Here is a 23,330-nt window from a genome sequence, read left to right on the forward strand (position 1 = left end):
ATGTTATTGCCTAAACGCGTAAAGTATCGTCGTGTACACCGTGGAAAAATGCGCGGTCAAGCAAAAGGTGGTACTGAAGTAACTTTCGGTGAATATGGTCTTCAAGCAACTGAAGCATCATGGATCACAAACCGCCAAATTGAAGCTGCCCGTATTGCAATGACACGTTATATGAAACGTGGTGGTAAGGTTTGGATTAAAATCTTCCCTCATAAGCCTTACACTGCTAAACCTCTTGAAGTACGTATGGGATCCGGTAAAGGTGCTCCTGAAGGATGGGTTGCAGTAGTAAAACCAGGCAAAATTATGTTTGAAATCGCTGGTGTATCTGAAGAGATCGCTCGTGAAGCATTACGTCTTGCAGCACACAAACTTCCTGTTAAATGTAAGTTTGTAAAACGAGAAGAAATTGGTGGTGAATCAAATGAAAGCTAATGAAATTCGTGACCTTACCACTGCAGAAATTGAACAAAAAGTAAAATCTCTAAAAGAAGAGCTTTTCAACCTACGCTTTCAATTGGCGACTGGACAACTTGAAAACACAGCTCGTATTCGTGAAGTACGCAAAGCGATTGCTCGCATGAAAACTGTGATTCGTGAAAGAGAGATCGGCGTCAACAATCGATAAATCGAGAGGAGGTTCATAAATGAGTGAACGTAACCAACGCAAAGTGTACACTGGACGTGTTGTTTCCGATAAGATGGATAAAACCATTACTGTAGTCGTAGAAACATATAAAAAGCATTCTCTGTACGGTAAACGCGTAAAGTACTCTAAAAAGTTCAAAGCTCATGATGAGCAAAACCAAGCAAAAACTGGTGATATAGTTCGTATTATGGAAACTCGTCCATTGTCTGCTACAAAACGTTTTCGTCTTGTAGAAGTTGTGGAAAAAGCAGTAATTATATAATTGTTCGGAATATGCATGATCCCGAAGGGAGGTTACACACATGATTCAACAAGAAACACGTTTAAAAGTTGCTGATAACTCTGGTGCTCGTGAGGTCCTTACTATTAAGGTACTTGGCGGTTCTGGCCGTAAAACTGCAAACATCGGTGATGTGATCGTTTGTACAGTAAAACAAGCAACACCAGGTGGCGTTGTTAAAAAAGGTGATGTAGTAAAAGCTGTTATTGTTCGAACTAAGTCAGGTGTTCGTCGTAATGATGGAAGTTACATTCGTTTTGATGAAAACGCATGTGTTATAATCCGTGACGATAAGAGTCCACGTGGAACTCGTATCTTCGGACCTGTTGCACGTGAATTACGTGATAACAACTTTATGAAAATCGTTTCATTAGCTCCAGAAGTTCTATAATTTAAATTAAATTGCCTTTAAGGAGGTGCGAACAGATGCATGTGAAAAAAGGTGACAAAGTCATGGTCATCTCTGGTAAAGACAAAGGCAAAACAGGTGTTATTCTTGCTGCTTTCCCTAAGAAAGATCGCGTTTTAGTTGAAGGCGTGAATATTGTGAAGAAGCACTCTAAGCCATCTCAAATGAATCCACAAGGTGGAATCTTTAACCAGGAAGCACCTATTCATGTATCAAACGTTATGCCTATCGATCCAAAGACCGGTGAACCAACTCGTGTAGGTGTAAAAGAAGTGGACGGTAAAAATGTACGTTATGCTAAAAAATCCGGTGAAGTTCTAGATAAATAGTCAAATGAAGAAGGGAGGTACAACGAATGAACCGCCTAAAAGAAAAATATGTTAAAGAAATTACTCCTGCTTTAGTAAGCAAATTTAACTATAAATCAGTTATGCAAGTTCCTAAAATCGAAAAGATCGTAGTTAACATGGGTGTTGGTGATGCTGTTCAAAACGCAAAAGCACTTGATAGTGCTGTTGAAGAACTATCACTAATTACTGGTCAAAAGCCATTAGTCACTCGTGCTAAGAAATCAATTGCTGGTTTCCGTTTACGTGAAGGCATGCCTATCGGCGCGAAGGTAACTCTTCGTGGAGAGCGCATGTACGAATTCTTCGATAAATTAGTTTCTGTATCTCTTCCACGTGTACGTGACTTCCGTGGTATTTCTAAGAAGTCATTTGATGGACGCGGAAACTACACATTAGGTGTAAGAGAGCAATTAATTTTCCCTGAAATTGATTATGATAAAGTAAGTAAAGTACGCGGTATGGATATCGTTATCGTAACTACTGCTAATACTGATGAAGAAGCTCGTGAACTTTTAACTCAATTCGGAATGCCATTCCAAAAGTAATCTCTAAATAGAGGGAGGCGAAGACGTGGCTAAGAAGTCAATGATTGCGAAACAAAAGCGCACGCCAAAATTCAAAGTGCAAGAATATACACGTTGCGAACGTTGTGGACGTCCACATTCTGTATACCGCAAATTTAAGCTTTGCAGAATTTGTTTCCGTGAATTAGCGTACAAAGGACAAATTCCTGGTGTTAAAAAAGCAAGCTGGTAAAACCCAAAACTGGGAAGGAGGTAAAATTAAATGGTCATGACAGATCCTATTGCAGATTTGCTTACTCGTATTCGTAATGCAAATATGGTTCGTCACGAAAAATTAGAAGTTCCTGCTTCTAATATTAAGAAAGAAATTGCTGAAATTCTAAAGCGTGAAGGTTTCGTTCGTGATGTAGAATATATTGAAGATAATAAACAAGGTATTATCCGCATTTTCTTAAAATACGGTGCAGGCAATGAGCGTGTAATCACTGGTCTTAAGCGTATTAGTAAACCAGGACTTCGTGTGTATGCAAAATCTAACGAAGTGCCACGTGTACTAAATGGATTAGGTATCGCATTAGTATCTACTTCTCAAGGAGTTCTTACTGATAAAGAAGCTCGCGCTAAGCAAGTTGGCGGAGAAGTACTAGCGTACGTTTGGTAATAGATTTTTCAATGAATGGAGGTGCCATAAATGTCTCGTGTAGGAAAAAAACCAATCGAAATTCCAGCTGGAGTTACGATTACATTAGATAAAAACACAGTGACTGTAAAAGGTCCTAAAGGTGAACTAACTCGTTCATTTAACCCTGATATCGAAATTAAAGTGGAAGAGAACGTGATCACTGTATCACGTCCATCTGATGCGAAAGAACACCGCGCATTGCACGGAACGACTCGCGCGTTACTTTTTAACATGGTTGAAGGAGTATCTAAGGGCTTCGAAAAGTCACTAGAATTAATAGGTGTCGGATACCGTGCTCAAAAACAAGGAAAAAAACTTGTATTAAACGTTGGTTATTCTCACCCTGTTGAAATTGAACCTGAAGAAGGTATCGAAATTGAAGTACCTTCAAATACAAAGGTAATTGTTAAAGGTACAAATAAAGAGCATGTAGGTGCATTGGCTGCCAATATCCGTGACGTTCGTCCTCCAGAGCCATATAAAGGTAAAGGAATTCGTTATGAAGGCGAGTTTGTACGTCGTAAGGAAGGTAAAACAGGTAAGTAATGCTGCTTAGCTAAACGAAAGGAGTGACCAAGATGATTACGAAGGCTGATAAAAATGCAGTTCGTAAGAAAAGACACGCACGCGTGCGTTCTAAACTTTCTGGAACTGCTGCTCGTCCTCGTTTAAATGTGTTCCGTTCAAATAAACACATTTATGCACAACTAATTGATGATGTTAACGGAGTTACTTTAGCAAGTGCTTCTACATTAGATAAAGAAGTTAGTGTTGAATCTGCTGGTAATATTGATGCGGCTGCTAAGATCGGTGAACTAGTAGCTAAACGCGCTGTTGAAAAAGGTATTTCATCTATTGTTTTTGACCGTGGAGGATACCTATATCATGGACGTGTAAAAGCATTAGCAGATGCTGCACGCGAGAACGGTTTAGAATTCTAATAGACAAAGGAGGGACATAAAAAGATGCGTCGCATTGATCCAAATAAGCTTGAACTAGAAGAACGCGTAGTTACGGTTAACCGTGTTGCGAAAGTTGTTAAAGGTGGACGTCGTTTCCGCTTCACTGCTCTTGTAGTAGTTGGCGATAAAAATGGTCACGTAGGCTTCGGTACTGGTAAGGCTCAGGAAGTTCCTGATGCTATCCGTAAGGCAATCGAAGATGCTAAGAAAAATCTAATTGAAGTGCCAATGGTTGGTACAACAATTCCACATGAAGTGGTTGGACATTATGGTGCTGGTGAAATTCTTCTTAAGCCTGCTTCAGAGGGTACAGGAGTTATTGCTGGTGGACCTGTTCGTGCGGTACTTGAGTTAGCTGGTGTAGGTGATATCCTTTCTAAATCTCTAGGTACAAACACGCCAATTAACGTTATTCGTGCAACGATTGAAGGTTTAACACAATTGAAACGTGCTGAAGACGTAGCAAAATTACGTGGTAAATCAGTAGAAGAACTGTTAGGATAAGGGGGGAAATAAAATGGCAAACAAATTACAAATTACCCTCACTCGCAGTGTTATTGGTCGTCCACAAGACCAAAGAGAAACTGTTAAGGCTCTTGGTTTGCGTAAATTACACCAAACAGTTGAGCAGCAGGACAATCCTGCAATTCGCGGAATGATTAACAAAGTTGCTCACTTAGTAACTGTAAAAGAAAATTAATATCATTCTTCTTAAAAATAAGGAGGTGCCAAAATGAAACTTCATGAATTAAAACCTGCAGAGGGTTCTCGTCACGAGCGCAAGCGTAAAGGACGTGGTATCGGATCTGGTAATGGTAAAACTGCTGGTAAAGGTCATAAAGGACAAAATGCCCGTTCTGGCGGTGGTGTTCGTCTTGGATTTGAAGGTGGTCAAACTCCTTTATTCCGTCGTCTACCAAAACGTGGTTTTACAAACATTAACCGTAAAGAGTATGCAATTGTAAATCTTGATACTCTTAACAGATTTGAAGAGGGAACAGAAGTTACTCCAGAATTATTAATCGAAACTGGTGTTGTAAGTAACGAAAAATCTGGAATCAAGATCCTTGGAAAAGGAACACTTGAAAAGAAATTATCTGTTAAAGCTCACAAATTCTCCTCTGCTGCAAAGGAATCAATTGAAGCTGCCGGCGGTAATGCTGAGGTGATTTAATGTTTCAGACAATCTCCAATTTTATGCGCGTGGGTGATATAAGACAAAAGATCATATTCACCCTTTTAATGTTGATTGTATTTCGCATCGGTACATTTATCCCTGTACCGAATGTGAATGCAGAGATCCTTGCTGCGCAAGATCAGCTTAGTGTATTTGGAGTATTGAATACATTTGCTGGGGGAGCATTAAAGAATTTCTCCATTCTTGCAATGGGTATTATGCCGTATATTACTGCTTCGATCATCATTCAGTTATTACAAATGGATGTTGTTCCAAAATTTACGGAATGGTCAAAACAAGGTGAGGTTGGACGTCGTAAGCTAGCACAATTTACTCGTTATTTTACTGTTATTCTTGGATTTATCCAAGCAATAGGGATGTCATATGGATTTAATAATATGGCAGGCGGAATGTTAGTTGAAAATCCTAGCATTGGCACATATTTATTAATTGCAATTGTTTTAACAGCAGGTACTGCATTTCTTTTGTGGCTGGGTGAGCTAATTACTTCAAAGGGTGTTGGAAATGGTATTTCCATTATCATCTTTGCGGGTATTGTCGCGGGAATCCCAACTACGGTCAACCAAATATATGCACAACAATTCGAAAATGCTGGTGAAGATATCTTCATTCGTATTGTTACGGTATTGTTAATTGTTATAGCTATTATTGCGATTGTTGTTGGAGTTATTTTTGTTCAAGAAGCATTAAGAAAGATTCCAATTCAATATGCAAAACGCATGGTTGCCGGTCGTACTCCTGTCGGAGGCCAATCAACTCATTTGCCATTAAAGGTAAATGCTGCTGGTGTTATCCCTGTTATTTTTGCAGTATCATTTATTGTGACACCTAGAACGATCGCCTCATTTTTTGAACAAAATGATGTGACGCTTTGGATACAAAAGGTCTTTGATTATACCCATCCAATCGGAATGGTAATCTATGCAATTCTAATCATTGCCTTTGCTTATTTCTATGCCTTTATTCAAGTAAATCCTGAACAAGTAGCAGATAACTTGAAGAAACAAGGTGGATATATACCCGGTATTCGTCCTGGGATCAATACACAGCAGTATTTAACCAGAACGTTATATCGTTTAACATTTGTAGGCTCCTTATTTTTGACTGCGATTGCTATTTTACCGGTCTTTTTCACAAAAATTGCCGGATTACCGCAATCTGCACAAATTGGAGGAACCAGCTTATTAATTGTAATCGGTGTTGCACTTGAAACGATGAAGCAGCTGGAATCACAATTAGTGAAACGTCATTATAAAGGGTTTATCAAATAAATTATTTTTTAGGAATGTAGACGTGATTTGTTCCTAATCAAACTCATTGGACTGAGGGGGGATTACGCATGAACTTAGTATTAATGGGGCTCCCTGGTGCCGGAAAAGGTACACAAGCTGAGAAAATCGTCGAAAAATACGGCATCCCTCACATTTCTACTGGGGATATGTTCCGTGCTGCCATTAAAGAAGGAACTGAACTAGGCTTGAAGGCCAAGTCCTTTATGGATAAAGGAGACTTAGTTCCTGATGAAGTAACAATTGGTATTGTACGTGAACGTTTAAGTAAAGATGATTGTAATAAAGGGTTCTTGCTTGATGGATTTCCAAGAACGGTACCACAAGCAGAGGCACTTGAAAATATTCTTTCTGACTTGAACAGAAAAATAGATTTTGTAATAAACATTGATGTGGACCAAGAGATTCTTATGGAGCGCTTAACAGGCAGACGTATTTGTAAGTCTTGTGGTGCTACTTATCATCTTGTTTTTAACCCTCCTGCCAATCCAGATGTTTGTGATAAGTGCGGCGGAGAGTTATATCAACGTGCAGATGATAACGAAGAAACAGTTGGTAATCGCTTAGAAGTTAATCTAAAGCAGACGAAACCATTGCTTGATTTTTATGAAACAAAAGGATACTTACGTAATATCAACGGACAACAAGATATTCGTATCGTTTTTGCTGATCTCGATAAATTACTCGGGAGCTTACATGAATGATCCTTTGTAAACATTTGCGACTAGGTGAACGTTTATCGAACATCTCCCACACCATTCAATCGTATACAGAATCAAACGGCCTTTCCATTGCGCAAGAGTATGTGGGATCTAGCATGGGGCAAGACTTACATTAGGATCTACGATTAGGGCGCTTTAGGAGTAAAGCCTTGAATAAGATACAATTTGAAAAAAGAAGGGAGTATGTTCTCGATGGCTAAAGACGATGTAATTGAGATAGAAGGTACGGTTATTGAAACTTTACCTAACGCTATGTTTAAGGTAGAGTTAGAAAATGGTCATTCTGTTTTGGCTCATGTATCTGGTAAAATTAGAATGCATTTTATCCGCATTTTACCTGGCGACAAGGTAACTGTTGAGCTTTCACCTTATGATTTGACTCGCGGAAGAATCACTTACCGTTTTAAATAAATCTCATTGCACTCCGTACTATTAAGGAGGTTAGGATAATGAAAGTTAGACCATCAGTAAAGCCGATCTGCGAGAAGTGTAAAGTTATCCGCAGAAAAGGTAAAGTCATGGTTATCTGCGAAAACCCTAAACATAAACAAAAACAAGGTTAATAAGAAGGAGGTGCACATTTCGTATGGCACGTATTGCAGGTGTAGATATTCCACGTGAAAAACGTATTGTTATCTCATTAACATATATCTATGGTATTGGTAAAATTACTGCTCAAAAGGTTTTAGCTGAAGCAGGTGTATCTGAAGACACACGCGTTCGCGATTTAACTGAAGATGAATTAAACAAAATCCGTGAAATCATTGACAGATTAAAGGTTGAGGGTGACCTTCGTCGTGAAGTTTCCCTAAACATCAAACGTCTAATGGAAATCGGATGCTACCGCGGTCTTCGTCACCGTCGTGGTTTACCAGTTCGTGGACAAAATACTAAAAACAACGCTCGTACTCGTAAAGGTCCTCGTAAGACTGTAGCGAACAAAAAGAAATAATCGGTAAAGGAGGTCAACTATAAATGGCACGTAAAACTAATACACGCAAACGTCGTGTGAAAAAGAATATTGAATCAGGAGTTGCACATATCCGTTCAACTTTTAATAACACAATTGTAACAATCACTGACGTTCATGGGAACGCACTATCATGGTCAAGTGCTGGTGCTCTAGGCTTTAAAGGATCTCGTAAATCAACTCCATTTGCTGCTCAAATGGCTGCTGAAACTGCTGCAAAAGCTTCAATGGAACATGGTATGAAAACTTTAGAGGTTACTGTTAAAGGACCAGGTGCTGGACGTGAAGCTGCTATCCGTGCTCTTCAAGCTGCTGGCTTAGAAGTAACAGCAATTAAAGACGTAACTCCTGTTCCTCATAACGGTTGTCGTCCTCCAAAACGTCGTCGTGTGTAATTTTTCTGTATAGAATTTGTAACCTTGTCTATAATGGGTTATGATAGAAATTATTTTCTTTATACAGAATCATTATTCCAGTTGTTGTGCACAAATGGGATTGTATACTGGGGGAATTTCGGTTAGGAACCTAGCCGGGGTTTCGACGTTTTGAAGGAGGGTATATTTTGATGATCGAAATAGAAAAACCAAAAATCGAAACGATTGAGATCAGCGATGATGCCAAATATGGAAAGTTCGTCGTGGAGCCGCTTGAGCGTGGATATGGTACTACATTAGGTAACTCCTTACGTCGTATTTTGTTATCCTCACTTCCTGGCGCTGCTGTTACATCGATTCAAATTGACGGAGTACTTCATGAGTTCTCTACAATTGAAGGTGTAGTTGAAGATGTTACGTCAATCATCTTAAACATTAAAAAAATGGCACTTAAAATCTATTCTGATGAAGAAAAGACTCTTGAAATTGATGTACAAGGCGAAGGTATTGTGAAAGCTGCGGATGTGACTCACGATAGTGATGTTGAAATCCTAAATCCTGATCTTCACATTGCAACGCTTGGTTCAAATGGTCATCTACGGATGAGATTGACTGCCCGCCGCGGGCGAGGATATACTCCTGCTGATCAAAACAAACGGGAAGACCAACCAATCGGTGTAATTCCTATCGACTCTATTTACACTCCAGTTTCGCGTGTCTCTTACCAGGTGGAAAATACACGTGTCGGTCAAATGACAAACTTTGATAAGTTAACATTTGATGTTTGGACAGATGGCAGTACAGGACCACAAGATGCAATTGCACTTGGAGCAAAGATTTTAAATGAGCATTTAAACATTTTTGTCGGCTTGACAGATGAAGCTCAAAACGCTGAGATTATGGTTGAAAAAGAAGAAGATCAAAAAGAAAAAGTTCTAGAGATGACAATTGAAGAATTAGATCTTTCTGTTCGTTCATATAACTGCCTAAAGCGTGCAGGCATCAACACTGTTCAGGAATTAGCGAATAAGACTGAAGAAGACATGATGAAAGTACGTAATCTTGGTAGAAAATCTCTTGAAGAAGTAAAACATAAACTTGAGGAACTTGGGTTAGGCTTACGTAAAGATGATTGATTCAGATAGTAATCAATAACTCAAGATTCAAAACTTCAACAAAGGAGGGAAACTTTCCATGGGATACAGAAAGTTAGGACGTACTAGCTCACAACGTAAAGCTATGCTACGCGATTTAGCTACAGACTTAATTATCAACGAGCGCATTCAAACAACTGAAACTCGCGCAAAAGAACTTCGCTCAGTTGTGGAAAAAATGATTACGCTTGGTAAACGTGGAGATCTACATGCTCGTCGTCAAGCAGCTGCTTTTATTCGTAATGAGGTAGCAAACGCTGAAACGAATCAAGATGCTCTACAAAAGTTATTTGTTGATATCGCACCTCGTTATGAAGAGCGTCAAGGCGGATATACTCGTATCATGAAACTTGGACCACGTCGTGGTGACGGTGCTCCAATGGTTATCATTGAACTAGTTTAATTAAGATGTAACAATCAACAAGGGCATAGGACAGTTTTACATTGAACTTGTTCATGCCCTTTTTTTCAAAATCATCGAACGGTGAGAATATAATCTCACGCAGCCAAAAAAGAGCGTTACGATGAGCATGTCCCTCTATGTAATAGATGGTACATAATCACTTATGATTATGTGCTTGTGTCCTATGATTTACAGTGACATTTGCTGATATGACTCGTCTAGCTCATGCGTCTTTTCACATAATTGGAAACGGTTTATACTTTGTCCAGTGAAAAGACGCAGGCTTTTTTGTGCTAACCCTTGATTTATGAGCAATGATTTGGGTGGCAATCACTAATCACAGATGGCAGAAAAAGCTTTTTAACTAGCATCGATTTCTGCACATGTGTCACATATATTCAGTCAGCTATATCGATTGCTTCACAGTCATAAGCTCGCCAAAATGGCGAGTATTTTTTTTATTCCTTATATACTAGATTTCATTGGGATTAGTTTAGTATAGTGTAGAAAGATAACGAATCGTGTCCAAGCGATTAACGAGCTGAGAGGAGGACCAGGATGCGAAAGGCGCTTGTTCAGATAGAAAATATTTCATATCAATATGATGATCAAACATCCTTTGCTCTTGATGATGTCTCAATGACAATCTATGAGGGAGAATGGCTGGCGATTGTTGGTCATAATGGGTCGGGAAAATCAACGCTGGCAAAGCTGCTTAACGGACTTCAATTTCCAAACAGTGGAAAGATCACTGTTTGTGGAATTCCTTTAACAGAGGAAAATGTATGGGAGGTCCGAAGACAGGTAGGGATGGTGTTTCAGAATCCTGACAATCAGTTTGTCGGAGCAACTGTTCAGGATGACGTTGCATTTGCTTTAGAAAATAACGGCATCCCAAGAGAAGAAATGGTTCAACGAGTAAAAAGTTCATTAAAAAAAGTCAAAATGGATTCTTTTCTAAACCAGGAACCGCATAATCTTTCCGGCGGCCAAAAGCAAAGGGTGGCAATTGCAGGTGTCATCGCTCTCCGTCCTGCGATTATTATTTTGGATGAAGCAACGTCCATGTTAGATCCACGCGGCAGGGAAGAGGTATTAAATACTGTTAGAGAGTTAAAGGGAGACCATAATATGACCGTTATTTCTATCACACACGATTTAGAAGAAGCTGCGAAGGCAGATCGAATCATTGTGATGAATAAAGGTAAGCTGTATCGCGAAGGGACTCCGGAAGAGATTTTCCAAATGGATGAGGAACTGATTGAGCTTGGCTTAGATATTCCTTTTCCGGTAAAAATGAGCAAGCTGTTAAAAGAAAAGGGCGTAGAGATTGATAAGCCCTATTTATCAGAAAAAGAGTTGGTGACAGAGCTATGGACATCTCACTTCAACAGGTAGAATACCGTTATCAGGCTAATACCCCTTTTGAACGGCTTGCATTAAATAATGTATCCTTTGAAATTCCTGAAGGCACATACCTTGCCATTATCGGTCACACTGGTTCCGGTAAATCAACGGTGCTGCAGCATCTAAACGCACTGTTAAAACCGACAAAGGGAAAAATTATCATTGGTGATACAGAAATAACGGCTGGTCAAAAGCAGAAAAATTTAAAAAAGGTCAGACAAAAAGTCGGGATTGTTTTTCAATTTCCTGAGCACCAATTATTTGAAGAAACAATTGAAAAGGATATTTGTTTTGGCCCGATGAATTTTGGTGTAACAGAGGAAGAAGCAAAACGAAGAGCAAGGGAAGTAATTAAACAAGTTGGTTTATCGGAGGATTTTTTGCAAAAGTCTCCTTTCGATTTATCAGGCGGACAAATGAGACGGGTAGCCATTGCTGGTGTTCTGGCTATGGATCCAGATGTGATTGTATTAGATGAGCCGACTGCCGGCCTTGATCCACGCGGCCGCAAAGAAATCATGAATATGTTCTATTCTCTTCACAAAGAAAAGAAATTATCAACGATTCTCGTTACACATAGTATGGAGGATGCGGCCCGTTATGCCGATCAGATCATTGTCATGCATAAAGGCGAGGTCTTTAAAAAAGGAACACCTGAGGAAATCTTTGCTGCTCCCGAAGGACTGATAGAACTGGGCTTAGATGTGCCGGAGGTTATCCGTTTTCAAAAGAGCTTTGAGGAAACCTGTCATGTTAAGCTTGACCGGATCTGCCTGACAACAGAGCAATTAGCAGAGTCCGTTGCTGAATGTATGAAAAGAGGTGTGCCAAAATGATGGATAAAATGATTTTTGGCCGCTATGTTCCAGCAGAATCACTGCTTCATCGGATGGACCCACGGTCAAAGCTTCTTATTGTTTTTTTCTTTGTCTGTATTGTTTTTATCGCAAATAACGCGATTACCTATGGTGTTTTATTAGTGTATACGATTTTTATGATCATGCAGTCAAAGGTACCTATACGTTTTATTTTTACTGGTCTTATTCCTGTTTTATGGCTTGTCCTGTTTACTTTGCTGCTGCATTTCTTTTTTACCCGTGAAGGGGAGGTCCTACTTGATTGGGGCTGGTTAAAGATTTATGAAGAAGGAGTCAGAAAAGGGATTTTCATTTCCCTGCGCTTTTTCCTCCTTATCTTGGTGACATCGTTATTGACACTAACGACTACGCCAATCGAGATAACGGACGGAATCGAGTTTTTGCTCGCGCCGCTAAAAAAAGTGAAATTCCCAGTTCATGAGCTCGCTTTAATGATGTCGATTTCGCTTCGCTTTATTCCAACGCTTATGCAGGAAACAGATATCATTATGAAGGCACAGACTGCCCGTGGAGTTGATTTTTCCAGCGGCCCTGTAAAGGATCGGCTTAAGGCGATTATTCCGCTTCTCATTCCGTTATTTATCAGCTCTTTTAAAAGGGCGGAGGAGCTCGCGGTTGCCATGGAGGCAAGAGGCTATCGCGGCGGTGAAGGCAGAACAAAGTACCGGCTGTTAAAATGGTCATTTGCCGATACGGCTATGCTGTTATTATTGGCTGTCATTACAGTCTTATTAATACTATTTAGAACGTAACGAGGGTAAAGGATGCAGCGATATAAATGTACGATTAGCTACGATGGTACGCTTTTCTCCGGCTATCAGGTTCAGCCTCAGAAAAGGACTGTCCAAAGTGAGATCGAAGAGGCGCTTAAAAAACTTCATAAAGGCAGTCCGATTAGAATTACGGCATCAGGCAGAACCGATGCAGGTGTTCATGCTAGGGGACAGGTTATTCATTTTGACTCACCCTTACATATACCTGAAGACAAGTGGGTAAATGCATTACATTCCCTTCTGCCTGATGATATAGCGGTTAAAAAGGTTGAAAAGGCCGCTCCTGACTTCCATGCGCGTTTTGATGCAACAGGTAAGGAGTATCGCTATTTTGTAAGGCTGTCAAACTATAAGGATCCTTTTACGCGGCATTATCAGTTTCAATATGGGTACCCGCTCGATATCAAACAAATGAAGGCCGCTGCAGACTATCTAGTAGGGACTCATGACTTTACGAGTTTTTGTTCAGCAAAAACAGAAGTAGAAGACCGGGTTCGGACCATTCTTAGAGTTGGCATCGAAATGAGCAGAGAACAATTAATGTTCCGCTTTGTCGGTGACGGCTTTCTTTACAATATGGTCAGAATCCTCGTCGGTACCCTTTTAGAAACAGGGCGCGGTCTACATCAGCCTGAAGATATGAAGACGATTTTGGCTGGAAAGGACCGCAGTCTGGCAGGAAAAACTGCAGCTGCGCATGGCTTGTATTTATGGGAAGTTTTCTATTAAAACCGCAGTTTCTAAAGCGGTTAGAAATTTTTCTTCATAACAACTAAACCTGGCGTAACATTTTCTTGACATTAGGTATGTTAGGATATATTATTATATGGTATGATTTTTAATCCCACGATAAGCCCCGGAACTTATTGTGATTAAATATGCGAAATGAACTTTTTTTAAAAAATTAACAGTTACTTTTAGGAGGGAAACTCATGCGTACAACGTTTATGGCAAATGCACAAAATATTGAGCGTAAATGGTACGTTGTTGATGCGGAAGGCAAAACTCTAGGTCGTCTTGCTACTGAAGTTGCATCCATCTTACGCGGTAAACATAAACCAACTTACACACCACATGTTGACACTGGTGATCACGTGATCATCTTAAATGCTTCAAAGATCCAATTAACAGGTAATAAATTACATGATAAAATTTACTACCGTCACAGCTTACACCCAGGCGGTTTAAAAACTAGAACGGCTCTTGAAATGCGTACAAACTATCCAGAAAGAATGCTTGAACTAGCAATCAAAGGTATGCTTCCTAAGAATACTCTTGGTCGTCAAATGTTCAGCAAATTACATGTATACGCTGGTAGCGAACATCCGCACCAAGCTCAAAAACCTGAAGTTTACGAACTTCGTGGATAATTTATAAGGGAGGTTATTATCTTGGCACAGGTTCAATATATTGGTACTGGTCGTCGTAAAAGCTCCGTTGCACGTGTTCGTTTAGTTCCAGGCGACGGTAAAGTAATTATCAATGGTCGTGAAATGGTTGATTATATCCCATTCGCAGCATTACGTGAGGTTGTTAACCAACCTTTAGTAGCTACTGAAACTCTTGGCAGCTATGATGTTCTTGTAAATGTAAATGGTGGAGGTTACACTGGTCAAGCTGGAGCAATCCGTCACGGTATCGCTCGTGCATTACTTCAAGCTGATCCAGAATTCCGTCCAACTTTAAAGCGCGCTGGATTATTAACTCGTGACCCACGTATGAAAGAACGTAAGAAATACGGTCTTAAAGGCGCTCGTCGTGCACCTCAGTTCTCAAAACGTTAATATTGGCTTTATATCAACGTTTTCAAACCCTTTCTCAACTTTCGAGAAAGGGTTTTTTAATGACTTCAAAAGTAATTGAATACCCTTTGAATACCCTTTTCAAAATTCCATATAGTTTTCGAATAGATGAGCTACCTTTTCTTTAGCTGCATTTGTGACATGAGTATAGATGTTCATGGTCGTTTGAATGTCACTATGTCCCAAACGTGCTTGTACATCTTTAATACTTGCACCAGCTTCAAAAAGTAATGATGCATGCGTATGACGTAATCCATGTATAGTAATGGGCTCGAATTCCGTATGACGTTTAAAGAAACTTGAGAGCTGGTCATTTGGAGTAGCAAGACGAATAAACTTCATTTTACTTTCTTCGTGCGAATAGCGAGTGAAGATTGGTTGGATATCATCAGTAGCAATTTCTATACTCAAATGCTCATAAGCCTTTGTTTGCTCTGTACGCCATTTTTTTAGTATTTCAAGTGTTCCCTCATCTACACTAATAACTCGTCTAGAAGAGGCTGTTTTAGGTGTCTGAAGCAATTGTTTGCCCTTTGTTTCTACAAGAGTCCTTTTAAAAGTGATTGTACGATTGCCAAAGTCAATATCAGACCAATGTAACGCAAGTACCTCACCCTTACGCGCTCCGGTAAATGCAAGCAATCGTATAATAGTAAATGTTTTATAATTCTCTTCTTTTTCTAGAAAAGATAAGAAACGCTTCAATTCTTCCTTTGTAAAGAAATTTACTTTTTCATCAAGTTCATCGTATAGCAACTCTTCTTGTCTTTTTGGGATTGTTACAAATTGCATTGGATTTTGTTGGATGATACCAATCTTTTGAGCATGCTTAAAAACGAGATTGATCTGTATTTTATAGTCATTAACCGTTTTAAGCTCTTTAGACCAATCATTAATAACTTGCTGACAGTAGCCTCTTGAAATGTTATTAATTATTAAATGACCAAACTTCGGCAAAATCCTTTTAAATTTACTAACAATAACATCGTAAGTAGAAACTTTAATTTCATTCCTATGATGCTCAATCCACAGTTCATATACCTCTTGGAACGTTAAATTACTAATAGTACCAATGCCCTGTTCCTCTAATTCTAATCGTAACTTAGACAGTGCTAAATTAGCTTCTTTGCGTGAAGTGAATCCACGTCTAGTTGTTCGTTTCTTTTTTCCTGTTATTGGATCAATTCCTAAATAGAGATTAAACATATAGGCTTTAGAGCCATCTTTTTTCGTATACGGCTTAATTTCAGCCATAATATCATTCCTTTCCAATACGCTGGCGAGCAATATGTGTAAAAGGAATGTAGCTAGTTACTTTGAATAGATTGAAATCGATGTTTTACCAGTTTCAGCATTGTGTGAGACATTTTTAATATTAGGAAAAGTTCTAGTCAATGAATTTAGATCCGCAATAAATGGACTAACATAATCAAATTTTAATTCAGTTGTGTTGCCATCCGAAACACTAAGCTCATAAGGAAATGGTTTGATCAATATATCATTGCAATTATGAGAAACATTAGGGAAGCCATACCAACTGAATAATATAGATGAATTGTGATTTATACCTTCGCTTTGATAATTCCATAATAACTCTGTTGCAATAAGATGTGCTAAAGCAGTCATTAAGGAATCATCGGCATTTTTGATAAAGAATGATAATTCCTTATCAGATTCATTTTCCAGAATAAAATCCATAAATAAAATCTGAATAGATATTTTATCAATATTTGATTTAGGTAAATGGACTTTATTTAATAATGCTGAAACCTGAATTTTTAGAATTCCCGTTTTACCGTTATCCTGGTTTTTAAATTGAATATTATATGCAAATGGCTTCGCTTCTAAATTAGTGAATGAACCGTAATTATTTGAATCCCTTAACAGTGAAATTGTATATAAAGAACCTACATTGTGAATTAACTCTTCCACCCGACACCCAGTAGCATCTAGTATTTTCTCTAAAGTATGAAACTGGATACCGTTACTTTTTCCATTAGCTAAAGCACCTAAAGAATTAGTAGATATTCCCGTTAGTTCCGATAAATCAGTTAATGATAATTTCTGGTCTTTCATTATCTGTTTTAAATTTAATTTAATCAATTTATATCACCTCCAATTCAAAATTAACATACATGCTTTGTTAAAATCAACAAGTATGGTTATGTTTTTCTTGACAATATATAATGTCATATAATATCATTCAATTGTAAAGTAAACTTGTTTAATAAAAACAAGTATAATTGTCTTTAGGGAGGGGGGGAGAAATTTTATGCAGTCCACTACGATATTACCACTGCAACTGCCAAAAGAGTTTTTAGAATCATATCAACAACTTTTATTGAAACTAGCACGGGATAGCTTTGAACGTGCTAAAGAGGGTTCAACTTTTAAACCGTATATGAATAAGAAAGAAGCGTCTAATTACATTGGAGTAAGTTTCAATACTCTTCAAAAGTTTATTGAAAGTGGGTTACCGGTGATTGAAGTGGAAAATGTGAAGTTATTAAGTAAGAAGGATATTGATGAGTTCTTGGAAAGTAATAAACGATAAAGATCTGGCGAGCAATATGTATAAGTTTTAGTCTAAAATTTAGATTGAGTATTTGTAATATTCGTAACTCGGAGGAAGAATAAATGTTTCTGTACAAAAAAGGCCCATTAACTCATTGCCGTGAGTTAATGGGGCATGTAAATAAAGATAAACACTTATATTTTATAGTAAAGAGTGTCCCCTTTGCAACCGTTCTCTACGAGGGGGGACAAATAAATGACGGCTTATAAATCATTTTTAGAAGAAGTGAGAGGATTTAAAATACCATTACCTTTCGACATAAACAATAACAAGTTGTGTAAGCATATTGAAAAAGAAGGAAAGGTAGAAAAGGTGGAAGTAAGTCGGCAGGTTCCATATGTCACGAAATACTTTGATGATATAGAGCAAAATAATGTTAAGTATGAATTGAAATGGTTTAGTAATGGACGAATTTATACAGAAATCGTACCTGCTATTACATTAGCTTCAAGAAGGGAAATCATTCAACTTGCTAATAAAGGATTTAGTAGCAATGATTTAAATGCTAGAAGTCTAATTGAATATTTCAACAAGTATTTAGATGTAAATCGAATCAACAAAGCCAAAATGATACGCCACATAGGATATGGGGGTGAAGACTTTATACACCCTTTAATAAGTACAGATTACTATATTGAACCACCAGACACTGGTGAGATCAAATTACTAAATTCTTTTGGCCAAAAGGGAAGTGTAAAAGAATGGATAGATGAATATTTTGCACCGATTAGAGGATACAACAAAGCAGTTATTCCAGTAGTCGCTTCTTTTGCATCAGTGCTATTTGAAGAATTTAAATTAAGCCCAATTATTATTGATATATCTGGTCCAAGTTCAGTTGGAAAAACAACTGCACAGATTATTGCAGCTAGTGTTTGGGCAAATCATAAAAGCTATATGATAACCTTTAATGCTACAGATGTGGCGATTGAAAGAAGAGCAATATTCCTCAATGCTTTTCCTGTCATTTTGGATGATACCAATGAAGTTAAGGATCCAAATATGCTACAGGATATTATCTACCGATTTGGAAATGGGACTGGTCGTGCAAGAGGTTCATTAGAAGGAATGAGAGAAACCGGAAAGTGGAATTCAGTCTTAATTAGTACAGGGGAAAATAATATGCTAGAGTATACAACCGCACAAGGGACTGCTGCACGAGTTATTCCGATTACAAATTATAATTTAAAGTCATATAATGATAAATTAGCAAATTTCAAAGATGGATCAAAAGAGCTGTATGGCACTATTGGAATAGAGTTCTTAAAACGTTGGGCGCAACGTAAGGGTGAATTCTTGCCTCGATATTCTAAATTAGTAACCCTATTTCAAGATTACGCTAAAGGAAATAACATAATGCATCGGATCGCTAAACCGTACGCATTTATTGTTTTTATCGCTGAAGTGTTAAACGACTTGTTTAGGGATGAAGGAATGAAGATTCCAATTGCTAATCTTGCAGAATTATTTTTAGAAATCTGTAATGAAAACAATCATGTGGATCGGGCTAAGAATGTTTTAATCGAGATTCTTGAGGAATTAGAAGCAAATAGAAATCATGTTTACGCTGAGTATGAACCAGCGAATGGAATACATGCAATAAGCAATGCAAAAGGGTTATTCTTAACAATTGATTATTTGAAAAAAAAGTTACGAACAGACATGAGGCAAATAAGAGAAGCTTGGAAAAATCAGAGTCTGACGGTTAGTCAAAAGAATAATGTTAAAGTGGTAGATTATTTGTCAATCACACATAAAGGTCAATCATTTCGAGTTGTACAAGTTAGTTCAGATTTTTTAAAAGAGCAGGGATTTACTTTTTCTAGATTAGACTTTAAATAACCATAAATTAATATGTAATTTTGTAATTCTGTAATTCTTATATAAAGAAATCAACTGTATCAAGGGTTTGAGTAATTACAAAAACAATGGCAAAAAACATGTTACTAGAAAAAAGACAAATTAGAATGTAATTGATTACAAGTTAAATGACCAATTGTAGTGCCTTTTCACCCTGGTATAACAGTATTTCTAAGCTGAAATTACAAAATTACAAGTTTTTGGGGCGTACATTAAACTTCACAAAGTAAATTTGAACAAAAGTTAAGTAAAACTATATGGATAATTATAATTAAAAGCTAGTCAGTGCTCTTATAAAGGAATGTCATAATGCTTCTTTTTTTAAAACTCAATATATAAGAGTTTATTGGGTGACAGACGCTACACATATGACATTCCTTTTTCTAGAAACGGATTTTACGTATGGTTACAAGAAAAAATTTCTGGAGGTGTATAAAATGGGCGACAAATTACGTGAAAGGGTTGTGAAACTAAGAATTGAGCTAATTGAATTGATTTTGGAATGTGAAGATGACAAGCAAGAGTTAATCAACCAAACATTACGCCTATCGGAGAGTGAAGTATTAGAATTATATATTTGTCACACATACGATTCTGACTGGCGAGGTGCATTGATCGGTGATATTGCTGGTTTATGCGAAACAAATAAGGAGGGGGTTTTATGAAGAAAAAGTTATCAGCGGTCATTTTTGGTGCTTTAGTGATTTTGGTTGCATGTAGATCTAATGGCGGTGTAATGGTTCTATCACAAGACGAATTAACAAGTTTTGTTGAAAGTGATGACAGTGGCTTTGTGTATGTTCATACGAATGAGCCAGAAGAATTAGAAGTAGTTACTCACCTTGTAGAAGAAAACCAGATTGAAGTGTTAGTTTATGATGTTTACAAGCCCGATGGGGAAAATGATGTACCTTCTAACAAGCAACCGAACTATGAATACTTAGGGAAAATTAGTAAAAATGCTATCTCTTATGTGAATAGTGGTGAAGTTGAAGCAGAGTTGAAAATTGATTTAACAAATCCTGATTTTGAAGAACAGTTTAATAATTTTGTAGAACAAGTTAAATAAGAGGTGAGCGTATGAGCAAGGAGGATATCGCTGAAAAGTTACATCAGTTTACAGAATTTTTAAACCTTTCAAATCTATTTTCAGATATGTTTCGTTGGCTTGGTTGGGTAATAGCGGTTGGTTTATCAATGCTAGTTGATGGTTTGGAGGCCATTATTAATGAGGTTTTACTGGTCAAAGCACTCTTTGAAAATCCCGAATATGTAAATTTCGTAAATAGCCTCAGACCACTGTTTTCTGTACTTTTAGCCGTTAGTTTACTCATTATAGGCTACCAGTTAATATTCCATAAAAAAACGAATAGAGAAGCGCTTGTGTTCAACTTAGTAGTAGCTTTATTTATCGTCACAACGCTTACTACCGCAACCAATAAAGTCAATGATTTTACAGATGAAGCGATTGAAACGCTTCAAGTTGATTCTCTTTATGGTGGCGAGGAAAATGGGACAATCGGTCAAGCTATTTTAAAAAACAATTTAACTGATGTTGTATTGCTAGATAAAAAAGGTTGGTCCACAACTGAACTGGAAATAGAGAATACAATACAGTTTCAATATATCCCTAGTATTGATATTCGAGAAAAATTAGACCCTGATTCTGATAATTATCAATTAAGTAGCGACGGTAAGGAGATCGCTCGAAATAAGATTGCTTGGAACGCTGACACGAGTGAGGCAAGTTTGATAGAGCTAGATCAGGGTGGTCTTGCTGATTGGGATAACGAATTTTACTATCGTTACCACGTAGATTGGTTTACATTGCTTACAACACTTGTGGTTATCGGCTTTACGTTATTCTCAATCTCCTATAAGTTGGCTCGTCTATCGTTTGAACTAGCCTTTAATAACTTATTAGCGACTATCATTGCACCAGTTGATATACATGAAGGACAAAAAACAAAAAAGATATTACAGGACATCATCAGCATTTTTACCGTCATTATTATGATTTTCCTTTCCATGAAAATTTACATGGTAGGTGTGGAATTTTTAGAAGAAAATTTAAGCGGCTTAGCGTATTTAATAGCATTAATTGGCTTTAGTGTGGCTTTAATTGATGGTCCTAATATTGTTGAAAGACTATTCGGCATTGATGCGGGCGTGAAATCTGGTTGGAATGTGCTTGCAGGGGCTTACGCTACTTACAAAGGGGCAAAAAGCTTAGCTGGTGGTGTTGCGAATTTGGCTAAAGGTACGACTAACTTAGCAAGTAAATTAGGTGGTAATAATGGCAACGGCAACGTTGAGGCAACTAAAAAACCAAGTTATGGGCGATCACCGTTATCAAAAGTGCAACACCCTTCACCTTTTTCTAGTAACGATTCTAAAAATCCATTAGAGAACAAAGGAATTGGGGCACAAGCTGATACTGAATTAATGGCGAATGCGACAAGTGGGGACAACGAGCATAGTCAAGGTGAAAGCATGTTGAAAGGTTTGCCACAATCCAAAAAGACAAGGGTTGAAGGCAACCTTTCGGAAGGTGTTTCGAATACTTCGCAACCTCCGAATACCTCACAACTTCCGAATGTGCTTGAAATGACTACTGGTGAACATTCGGAACATGCAAATGCTACTTCACAAGCGGTTGCGAATAAGCAATTACAAGCTAGTCGTCAAGGAATGGTTATTACAAGTGTTGAAGGTAACGACAACAACACAACTACAAATCAAGGTGACTTGTTACCGGTAAAACAAACTGGTATAGAAACACCTTCGCTAGAAGGAAGTGAAGGTGATCTGCAATCAACTGAAAACAAATCATTACAAGCAAACGCTGGAAAACGTCTGCAAGTAAATCGTCAAACTACACTTGCGACAAATGTTGAAGGTATCGAAAACCTTTCCTCTACAAGTCAAGGCGGTGTATTATCAGCGACAAATATTGATATAACACAAACCCAAATAGAAGGGCAATTATCAAATGTAAGTGAACAATTAGCAGTTCAATCTAGCATTGATAAAAATGTAATACTTGAGCGGCAAACAAGCGTTAATTCTTCTCTAGCGACAAATGAAAATGTAATTAGCGGAAGTCAAAACATTATGACCAGTGGTGCAAATGTAATTGATTTTATTTCCTCCGATGCTGTGACTGGAGAGGGTAGTAACTTAACTACAACGAGTGCAACTTTACAACAACAAGTAACAGAAACAGGTACTCACGATAAAACAATTCAGCTAGAAAAAACAACAATCATGAATGAAAATGTTTCTACAATTGAACAAAGTTCTGATTTACAAACAAACGTGAATGAAGAGGATCAATCATTTGTTATCCAACAAAATGAAGGTTATATGCTCAATCGTACAAGTAAAACTGAACGCCTACAACGAATAAAGCAGAATGGGAAAATAAGCGTGAAAGAGGTGGAATATATCAATGAACGTTAAGAAAAAAGAAATTCGTGTAAGGTTACGTGATGAAAACCATGAATACCTAGAGGAATATAAAGTGGAGCATGGCATTTCTACATTAGGTGCTTCAATAGATAACATCATCGATCAGTATAAAATTTTAAATAAACGTATGTTTGACTTAACTGTTATATCAAAATTGGTCGCTCACGAAGTAAAAGGTGGCATGCAAAATGAATTAAAAAAGATGTTGCTAGCGATTAATCATACTGATTACAATACACAAGTTTTAATTGAGTTGCTTCAAGGCTTTATCGTTGCTGATAACAAAGAAACACTCACAACAACAGACCTTTTTAAACCTCCATTTTTAAATGAAGCTGAACAGGCAGTAAAGCAAAAAATTGAAGCACAAAAGATAAAAAATCATTCAAAATAGGTATTTTAAAAAATAAGCAATAAGAAAAAATGCATCCGCAAAGTTGTGGAATTAATTATAAAAGTCGTACACAATTTTGCGGAATTACTTTAAAAATAGGTACGTAAAATTGTGGAAGTGCTTTAATAAAGCGCAAGCATGAAAACACTAGGCTCTGCCTAGTCTTGCTACGAAAGTGCAAGCACGTTTCCCTTATGCTCTTCT

The 23,330-nt window shown here is 37.7% G+C and carries 35 protein-coding genes and 1 pseudogene; 34 read left to right on the forward strand and 2 right to left on the reverse strand.

Features of this window, described 5'->3' with window-relative positions:
* The 28 genes and pseudogenes from rplP (at window position 1) to rpsI (ending at window position 14,808) form a co-directional block, all read left to right on the forward strand.
* Window positions 1-435, forward strand: coding sequence for a 50S ribosomal protein L16 (gene rplP, locus R4Z09_RS00685; RefSeq protein ID WP_338450526.1), 435 nt, complete (start codon window positions 1-3; stop codon window positions 433-435).
* A complete protein-coding gene (gene rpmC / locus R4Z09_RS00690) occupies window positions 425-628 on the forward strand; it encodes a 50S ribosomal protein L29 (RefSeq protein WP_003351417.1) in 204 nt (67 codons plus the stop codon). The genes rplP and rpmC overlap by 11 nt, the downstream gene beginning before the upstream one ends.
* 19 nt (window positions 629-647) lie before the next feature.
* Window positions 648-911 (forward strand): 30S ribosomal protein S17, encoded by a 264-nt coding sequence (rpsQ, locus tag R4Z09_RS00695; RefSeq protein WP_338450527.1) that lies wholly within the window; start codon window positions 648-650, stop codon window positions 909-911.
* 40 nt (window positions 912-951) lie between these two features.
* Window positions 952-1,320 carry a 50S ribosomal protein L14 gene (gene rplN / locus R4Z09_RS00700; protein ID WP_338450528.1) on the forward strand — a complete coding sequence of 123 codons (369 nt, stop codon included), beginning with the start codon at window positions 952-954 and terminating at the stop codon, window positions 1,318-1,320.
* 35 nt (window positions 1,321-1,355) lie between these two features.
* Window positions 1,356-1,667 (forward strand): 50S ribosomal protein L24, encoded by a 312-nt coding sequence (rplX, locus tag R4Z09_RS00705; protein ID WP_071396706.1) that lies wholly within the window; start codon window positions 1,356-1,358, stop codon window positions 1,665-1,667.
* A 26-nt stretch (window positions 1,668-1,693) separates the two neighbouring features.
* On the forward strand, window positions 1,694-2,233 hold the full coding sequence (rplE, locus tag R4Z09_RS00710; protein ID WP_338450529.1) for a 50S ribosomal protein L5: 540 nt from the start codon (window positions 1,694-1,696) through the stop codon (window positions 2,231-2,233).
* Window positions 2,234-2,258: 25 nt separating this feature from the next.
* Window positions 2,259-2,444 (forward strand): 30S ribosomal protein S14, encoded by a 186-nt coding sequence (gene rpsN, locus R4Z09_RS00715; RefSeq protein WP_001085700.1) that lies wholly within the window; start codon window positions 2,259-2,261, stop codon window positions 2,442-2,444.
* A gap of 30 nt (window positions 2,445-2,474) precedes the next feature.
* The gene (gene rpsH / locus R4Z09_RS00720; RefSeq protein ID WP_338450530.1) at window positions 2,475-2,873 is read left to right on the forward strand and encodes a 30S ribosomal protein S8; all 399 of its coding nucleotides are present in this window, start codon (window positions 2,475-2,477) and stop codon (window positions 2,871-2,873) included.
* A 30-nt stretch (window positions 2,874-2,903) separates the two neighbouring features.
* Complete coding sequence (rplF, locus tag R4Z09_RS00725) at window positions 2,904-3,440, forward strand: 50S ribosomal protein L6 (RefSeq protein ID WP_338450531.1); 537 nt, start codon at window positions 2,904-2,906, stop codon at window positions 3,438-3,440.
* A gap of 32 nt (window positions 3,441-3,472) precedes the next feature.
* On the forward strand, window positions 3,473-3,835 hold the full coding sequence (gene rplR, locus R4Z09_RS00730; protein ID WP_338450532.1) for a 50S ribosomal protein L18: 363 nt from the start codon (window positions 3,473-3,475) through the stop codon (window positions 3,833-3,835).
* 24 nt (window positions 3,836-3,859) lie between these two features.
* A complete protein-coding gene (rpsE, locus tag R4Z09_RS00735; RefSeq protein WP_338450533.1) occupies window positions 3,860-4,360 on the forward strand; it encodes a 30S ribosomal protein S5 in 501 nt (166 codons plus the stop codon).
* Between the two features lie 13 nt (window positions 4,361-4,373).
* Window positions 4,374-4,556 (forward strand): 50S ribosomal protein L30, encoded by a 183-nt coding sequence (rpmD, locus tag R4Z09_RS00740; protein ID WP_338450534.1) that lies wholly within the window; start codon window positions 4,374-4,376, stop codon window positions 4,554-4,556.
* Window positions 4,557-4,589: 33 nt separating this feature from the next.
* Window positions 4,590-5,030 carry a 50S ribosomal protein L15 gene (gene rplO / locus R4Z09_RS00745; protein WP_338450535.1) on the forward strand — a complete coding sequence of 147 codons (441 nt, stop codon included), beginning with the start codon at window positions 4,590-4,592 and terminating at the stop codon, window positions 5,028-5,030.
* Window positions 5,030-6,325, forward strand: a complete 1,296-nt coding sequence (gene secY / locus R4Z09_RS00750) for a preprotein translocase subunit SecY (RefSeq protein ID WP_338450536.1) — start codon at window positions 5,030-5,032, stop codon at window positions 6,323-6,325. Before rplO ends, secY begins: the two co-directional genes overlap by 1 nt.
* Before the next feature lie 68 nt (window positions 6,326-6,393).
* A complete protein-coding gene (locus tag R4Z09_RS00755; RefSeq protein WP_338450537.1) occupies window positions 6,394-7,047 on the forward strand; it encodes an adenylate kinase in 654 nt (217 codons plus the stop codon).
* A gap of 20 nt (window positions 7,048-7,067) precedes the next feature.
* Window positions 7,068-7,178 (forward strand): annotated as a pseudogene (locus R4Z09_RS30955) (type I methionyl aminopeptidase); the annotation flags it as partial.
* A 79-nt stretch (window positions 7,179-7,257) separates the two neighbouring features.
* The gene (infA, locus tag R4Z09_RS00760; protein ID WP_338450538.1) at window positions 7,258-7,476 is read left to right on the forward strand and encodes a translation initiation factor IF-1; all 219 of its coding nucleotides are present in this window, start codon (window positions 7,258-7,260) and stop codon (window positions 7,474-7,476) included.
* A 38-nt stretch (window positions 7,477-7,514) separates the two neighbouring features.
* Window positions 7,515-7,628 carry a 50S ribosomal protein L36 gene (gene rpmJ / locus R4Z09_RS00765; RefSeq protein ID WP_003156543.1) on the forward strand — a complete coding sequence of 38 codons (114 nt, stop codon included), beginning with the start codon at window positions 7,515-7,517 and terminating at the stop codon, window positions 7,626-7,628.
* A gap of 23 nt (window positions 7,629-7,651) precedes the next feature.
* Window positions 7,652-8,017 (forward strand): 30S ribosomal protein S13, encoded by a 366-nt coding sequence (rpsM, locus tag R4Z09_RS00770; protein ID WP_150441761.1) that lies wholly within the window; start codon window positions 7,652-7,654, stop codon window positions 8,015-8,017.
* Window positions 8,018-8,040: 23 nt separating this feature from the next.
* On the forward strand, window positions 8,041-8,430 hold the full coding sequence (gene rpsK, locus R4Z09_RS00775) for a 30S ribosomal protein S11 (protein WP_150441760.1): 390 nt from the start codon (window positions 8,041-8,043) through the stop codon (window positions 8,428-8,430).
* Between the two features lie 170 nt (window positions 8,431-8,600).
* Window positions 8,601-9,545: a DNA-directed RNA polymerase subunit alpha gene (locus R4Z09_RS00780; RefSeq protein ID WP_338453170.1), complete on the forward strand. Its 945-nt coding sequence runs from the start codon at window positions 8,601-8,603 to the stop codon at window positions 9,543-9,545.
* 58 nt (window positions 9,546-9,603) lie between these two features.
* Entirely contained in the window at window positions 9,604-9,966 is a 363-nt protein-coding gene (gene rplQ, locus R4Z09_RS00785; RefSeq protein WP_150441759.1) for a 50S ribosomal protein L17, read from the forward strand.
* A 558-nt stretch (window positions 9,967-10,524) separates the two neighbouring features.
* Window positions 10,525-11,364: an energy-coupling factor ABC transporter ATP-binding protein gene (locus R4Z09_RS00790; RefSeq protein WP_338450539.1), complete on the forward strand. Its 840-nt coding sequence runs from the start codon at window positions 10,525-10,527 to the stop codon at window positions 11,362-11,364.
* Window positions 11,340-12,209, forward strand: a complete 870-nt coding sequence (locus R4Z09_RS00795) for an energy-coupling factor ABC transporter ATP-binding protein (RefSeq protein ID WP_338450540.1) — start codon at window positions 11,340-11,342, stop codon at window positions 12,207-12,209. The genes R4Z09_RS00790 and R4Z09_RS00795 overlap by 25 nt, the downstream gene beginning before the upstream one ends.
* On the forward strand, window positions 12,206-13,003 hold the full coding sequence (locus R4Z09_RS00800; protein ID WP_338450541.1) for an energy-coupling factor transporter transmembrane protein EcfT: 798 nt from the start codon (window positions 12,206-12,208) through the stop codon (window positions 13,001-13,003). The genes R4Z09_RS00795 and R4Z09_RS00800 overlap by 4 nt, the downstream gene beginning before the upstream one ends.
* A gap of 12 nt (window positions 13,004-13,015) precedes the next feature.
* A complete protein-coding gene (gene truA, locus R4Z09_RS00805; protein WP_338450542.1) occupies window positions 13,016-13,753 on the forward strand; it encodes a tRNA pseudouridine(38-40) synthase TruA in 738 nt (245 codons plus the stop codon).
* 203 nt (window positions 13,754-13,956) lie between these two features.
* Complete coding sequence (gene rplM / locus R4Z09_RS00810; protein WP_338450543.1) at window positions 13,957-14,394, forward strand: 50S ribosomal protein L13; 438 nt, start codon at window positions 13,957-13,959, stop codon at window positions 14,392-14,394.
* Between the two features lie 21 nt (window positions 14,395-14,415).
* Window positions 14,416-14,808, forward strand: a complete 393-nt coding sequence (gene rpsI / locus R4Z09_RS00815) for a 30S ribosomal protein S9 (RefSeq protein ID WP_338450544.1) — start codon at window positions 14,416-14,418, stop codon at window positions 14,806-14,808.
* Window positions 14,809-14,907: 99 nt separating this feature from the next.
* Here the strand turns inward: rpsI and R4Z09_RS00820 are convergent, their stop codons facing one another.
* Together R4Z09_RS00820 and R4Z09_RS00825 are read right to left on the reverse strand one after the other, a co-directional pair.
* The gene (locus R4Z09_RS00820; protein ID WP_338450545.1) at window positions 14,908-16,080 is read right to left on the reverse strand and encodes a site-specific integrase; all 1,173 of its coding nucleotides are present in this window, start codon (window positions 16,078-16,080) and stop codon (window positions 14,908-14,910) included.
* 57 nt (window positions 16,081-16,137) lie between these two features.
* Window positions 16,138-16,929: a helix-turn-helix transcriptional regulator gene (locus R4Z09_RS00825; RefSeq protein WP_338450546.1), complete on the reverse strand. Its 792-nt coding sequence runs from the start codon at window positions 16,927-16,929 to the stop codon at window positions 16,138-16,140.
* Between the two features lie 169 nt (window positions 16,930-17,098).
* Here R4Z09_RS00825 and R4Z09_RS00830 point away from each other — a divergent pair, with 169 nt between their 5' ends.
* From R4Z09_RS00830 to R4Z09_RS00855, 6 genes are all read left to right on the forward strand, one after another.
* Window positions 17,099-17,380 carry a helix-turn-helix domain-containing protein gene (locus tag R4Z09_RS00830; protein ID WP_338450547.1) on the forward strand — a complete coding sequence of 94 codons (282 nt, stop codon included), beginning with the start codon at window positions 17,099-17,101 and terminating at the stop codon, window positions 17,378-17,380.
* Window positions 17,381-17,596: 216 nt separating this feature from the next.
* Window positions 17,597-19,243 carry a DUF927 domain-containing protein gene (locus R4Z09_RS00835; protein ID WP_338450548.1) on the forward strand — a complete coding sequence of 549 codons (1,647 nt, stop codon included), beginning with the start codon at window positions 17,597-17,599 and terminating at the stop codon, window positions 19,241-19,243.
* A 455-nt stretch (window positions 19,244-19,698) separates the two neighbouring features.
* Window positions 19,699-19,926: a hypothetical protein gene (locus R4Z09_RS00840; RefSeq protein WP_338450549.1), complete on the forward strand. Its 228-nt coding sequence runs from the start codon at window positions 19,699-19,701 to the stop codon at window positions 19,924-19,926.
* Window positions 19,923-20,330: a hypothetical protein gene (locus tag R4Z09_RS00845; RefSeq protein WP_338450550.1), complete on the forward strand. Its 408-nt coding sequence runs from the start codon at window positions 19,923-19,925 to the stop codon at window positions 20,328-20,330. The genes R4Z09_RS00840 and R4Z09_RS00845 overlap by 4 nt, the downstream gene beginning before the upstream one ends.
* Window positions 20,331-20,341: 11 nt before the next feature.
* On the forward strand, window positions 20,342-22,723 hold the full coding sequence (locus R4Z09_RS00850) for a pLS20_p028 family conjugation system transmembrane protein (protein WP_338450551.1): 2,382 nt from the start codon (window positions 20,342-20,344) through the stop codon (window positions 22,721-22,723).
* On the forward strand, window positions 22,713-23,126 hold the full coding sequence (locus R4Z09_RS00855; protein ID WP_338450552.1) for a hypothetical protein: 414 nt from the start codon (window positions 22,713-22,715) through the stop codon (window positions 23,124-23,126). The genes R4Z09_RS00850 and R4Z09_RS00855 overlap by 11 nt, the downstream gene beginning before the upstream one ends.
* Window positions 23,127-23,330 lie beyond the last annotated feature (204 nt).

Source organism: Niallia oryzisoli (assembly GCF_036670025.1).
Taxonomy (GTDB): domain Bacteria; phylum Bacillota; class Bacilli; order Bacillales; family Cytobacillaceae; genus Bacillus_BD; species Bacillus_BD oryzisoli.

Coding starts and splice junctions, on each gene's coding strand:
- R4Z09_RS00830 (WP_338450547.1), top strand. CDS start 17,099: ATGCAGTCCACTACGATATTACCACTGCAACTGCCAAAAGAGTTTTTA.
- secY (WP_338450536.1), top strand. CDS start 5,030: ATGTTTCAGACAATCTCCAATTTTATGCGCGTGGGTGATATAAGACAA.
- rplO (WP_338450535.1), top strand. CDS start 4,590: ATGAAACTTCATGAATTAAAACCTGCAGAGGGTTCTCGTCACGAGCGC.
- rpsQ (WP_338450527.1), top strand. CDS start 648: ATGAGTGAACGTAACCAACGCAAAGTGTACACTGGACGTGTTGTTTCC.
- rplN (WP_338450528.1), top strand. CDS start 952: ATGATTCAACAAGAAACACGTTTAAAAGTTGCTGATAACTCTGGTGCT.
- R4Z09_RS00795 (WP_338450540.1), top strand. CDS start 11,340: ATGGACATCTCACTTCAACAGGTAGAATACCGTTATCAGGCTAATACC.
- rpmC (WP_003351417.1), top strand. CDS start 425: ATGAAAGCTAATGAAATTCGTGACCTTACCACTGCAGAAATTGAACAA.
- R4Z09_RS00820 (WP_338450545.1), bottom strand. CDS start 16,080: ATGGCTGAAATTAAGCCGTATACGAAAAAAGATGGCTCTAAAGCCTAT.
- rplM (WP_338450543.1), top strand. CDS start 13,957: ATGCGTACAACGTTTATGGCAAATGCACAAAATATTGAGCGTAAATGG.
- rplP (WP_338450526.1), top strand. CDS start 1: ATGTTATTGCCTAAACGCGTAAAGTATCGTCGTGTACACCGTGGAAAA.
- rpsH (WP_338450530.1), top strand. CDS start 2,475: ATGGTCATGACAGATCCTATTGCAGATTTGCTTACTCGTATTCGTAAT.
- truA (WP_338450542.1), top strand. CDS start 13,016: ATGCAGCGATATAAATGTACGATTAGCTACGATGGTACGCTTTTCTCC.
- rplX (WP_071396706.1), top strand. CDS start 1,356: ATGCATGTGAAAAAAGGTGACAAAGTCATGGTCATCTCTGGTAAAGAC.
- rpsM (WP_150441761.1), top strand. CDS start 7,652: ATGGCACGTATTGCAGGTGTAGATATTCCACGTGAAAAACGTATTGTT.
- rpsE (WP_338450533.1), top strand. CDS start 3,860: ATGCGTCGCATTGATCCAAATAAGCTTGAACTAGAAGAACGCGTAGTT.
- R4Z09_RS00780 (WP_338453170.1), top strand. CDS start 8,601: ATGATCGAAATAGAAAAACCAAAAATCGAAACGATTGAGATCAGCGAT.
- R4Z09_RS00850 (WP_338450551.1), top strand. CDS start 20,342: ATGAGCAAGGAGGATATCGCTGAAAAGTTACATCAGTTTACAGAATTT.
- rpsK (WP_150441760.1), top strand. CDS start 8,041: ATGGCACGTAAAACTAATACACGCAAACGTCGTGTGAAAAAGAATATT.
- rpmJ (WP_003156543.1), top strand. CDS start 7,515: ATGAAAGTTAGACCATCAGTAAAGCCGATCTGCGAGAAGTGTAAAGTT.
- R4Z09_RS00840 (WP_338450549.1), top strand. CDS start 19,699: ATGGGCGACAAATTACGTGAAAGGGTTGTGAAACTAAGAATTGAGCTA.
- R4Z09_RS00845 (WP_338450550.1), top strand. CDS start 19,923: ATGAAGAAAAAGTTATCAGCGGTCATTTTTGGTGCTTTAGTGATTTTG.
- rplF (WP_338450531.1), top strand. CDS start 2,904: ATGTCTCGTGTAGGAAAAAAACCAATCGAAATTCCAGCTGGAGTTACG.
- R4Z09_RS00800 (WP_338450541.1), top strand. CDS start 12,206: ATGATGGATAAAATGATTTTTGGCCGCTATGTTCCAGCAGAATCACTG.
- R4Z09_RS00755 (WP_338450537.1), top strand. CDS start 6,394: ATGAACTTAGTATTAATGGGGCTCCCTGGTGCCGGAAAAGGTACACAA.
- R4Z09_RS00855 (WP_338450552.1), top strand. CDS start 22,713: ATGAACGTTAAGAAAAAAGAAATTCGTGTAAGGTTACGTGATGAAAAC.
- rplR (WP_338450532.1), top strand. CDS start 3,473: ATGATTACGAAGGCTGATAAAAATGCAGTTCGTAAGAAAAGACACGCA.
- rplE (WP_338450529.1), top strand. CDS start 1,694: ATGAACCGCCTAAAAGAAAAATATGTTAAAGAAATTACTCCTGCTTTA.
- R4Z09_RS00835 (WP_338450548.1), top strand. CDS start 17,597: ATGACGGCTTATAAATCATTTTTAGAAGAAGTGAGAGGATTTAAAATA.
- infA (WP_338450538.1), top strand. CDS start 7,258: ATGGCTAAAGACGATGTAATTGAGATAGAAGGTACGGTTATTGAAACT.
- rpmD (WP_338450534.1), top strand. CDS start 4,374: ATGGCAAACAAATTACAAATTACCCTCACTCGCAGTGTTATTGGTCGT.
- rplQ (WP_150441759.1), top strand. CDS start 9,604: ATGGGATACAGAAAGTTAGGACGTACTAGCTCACAACGTAAAGCTATG.
- R4Z09_RS00790 (WP_338450539.1), top strand. CDS start 10,525: ATGCGAAAGGCGCTTGTTCAGATAGAAAATATTTCATATCAATATGAT.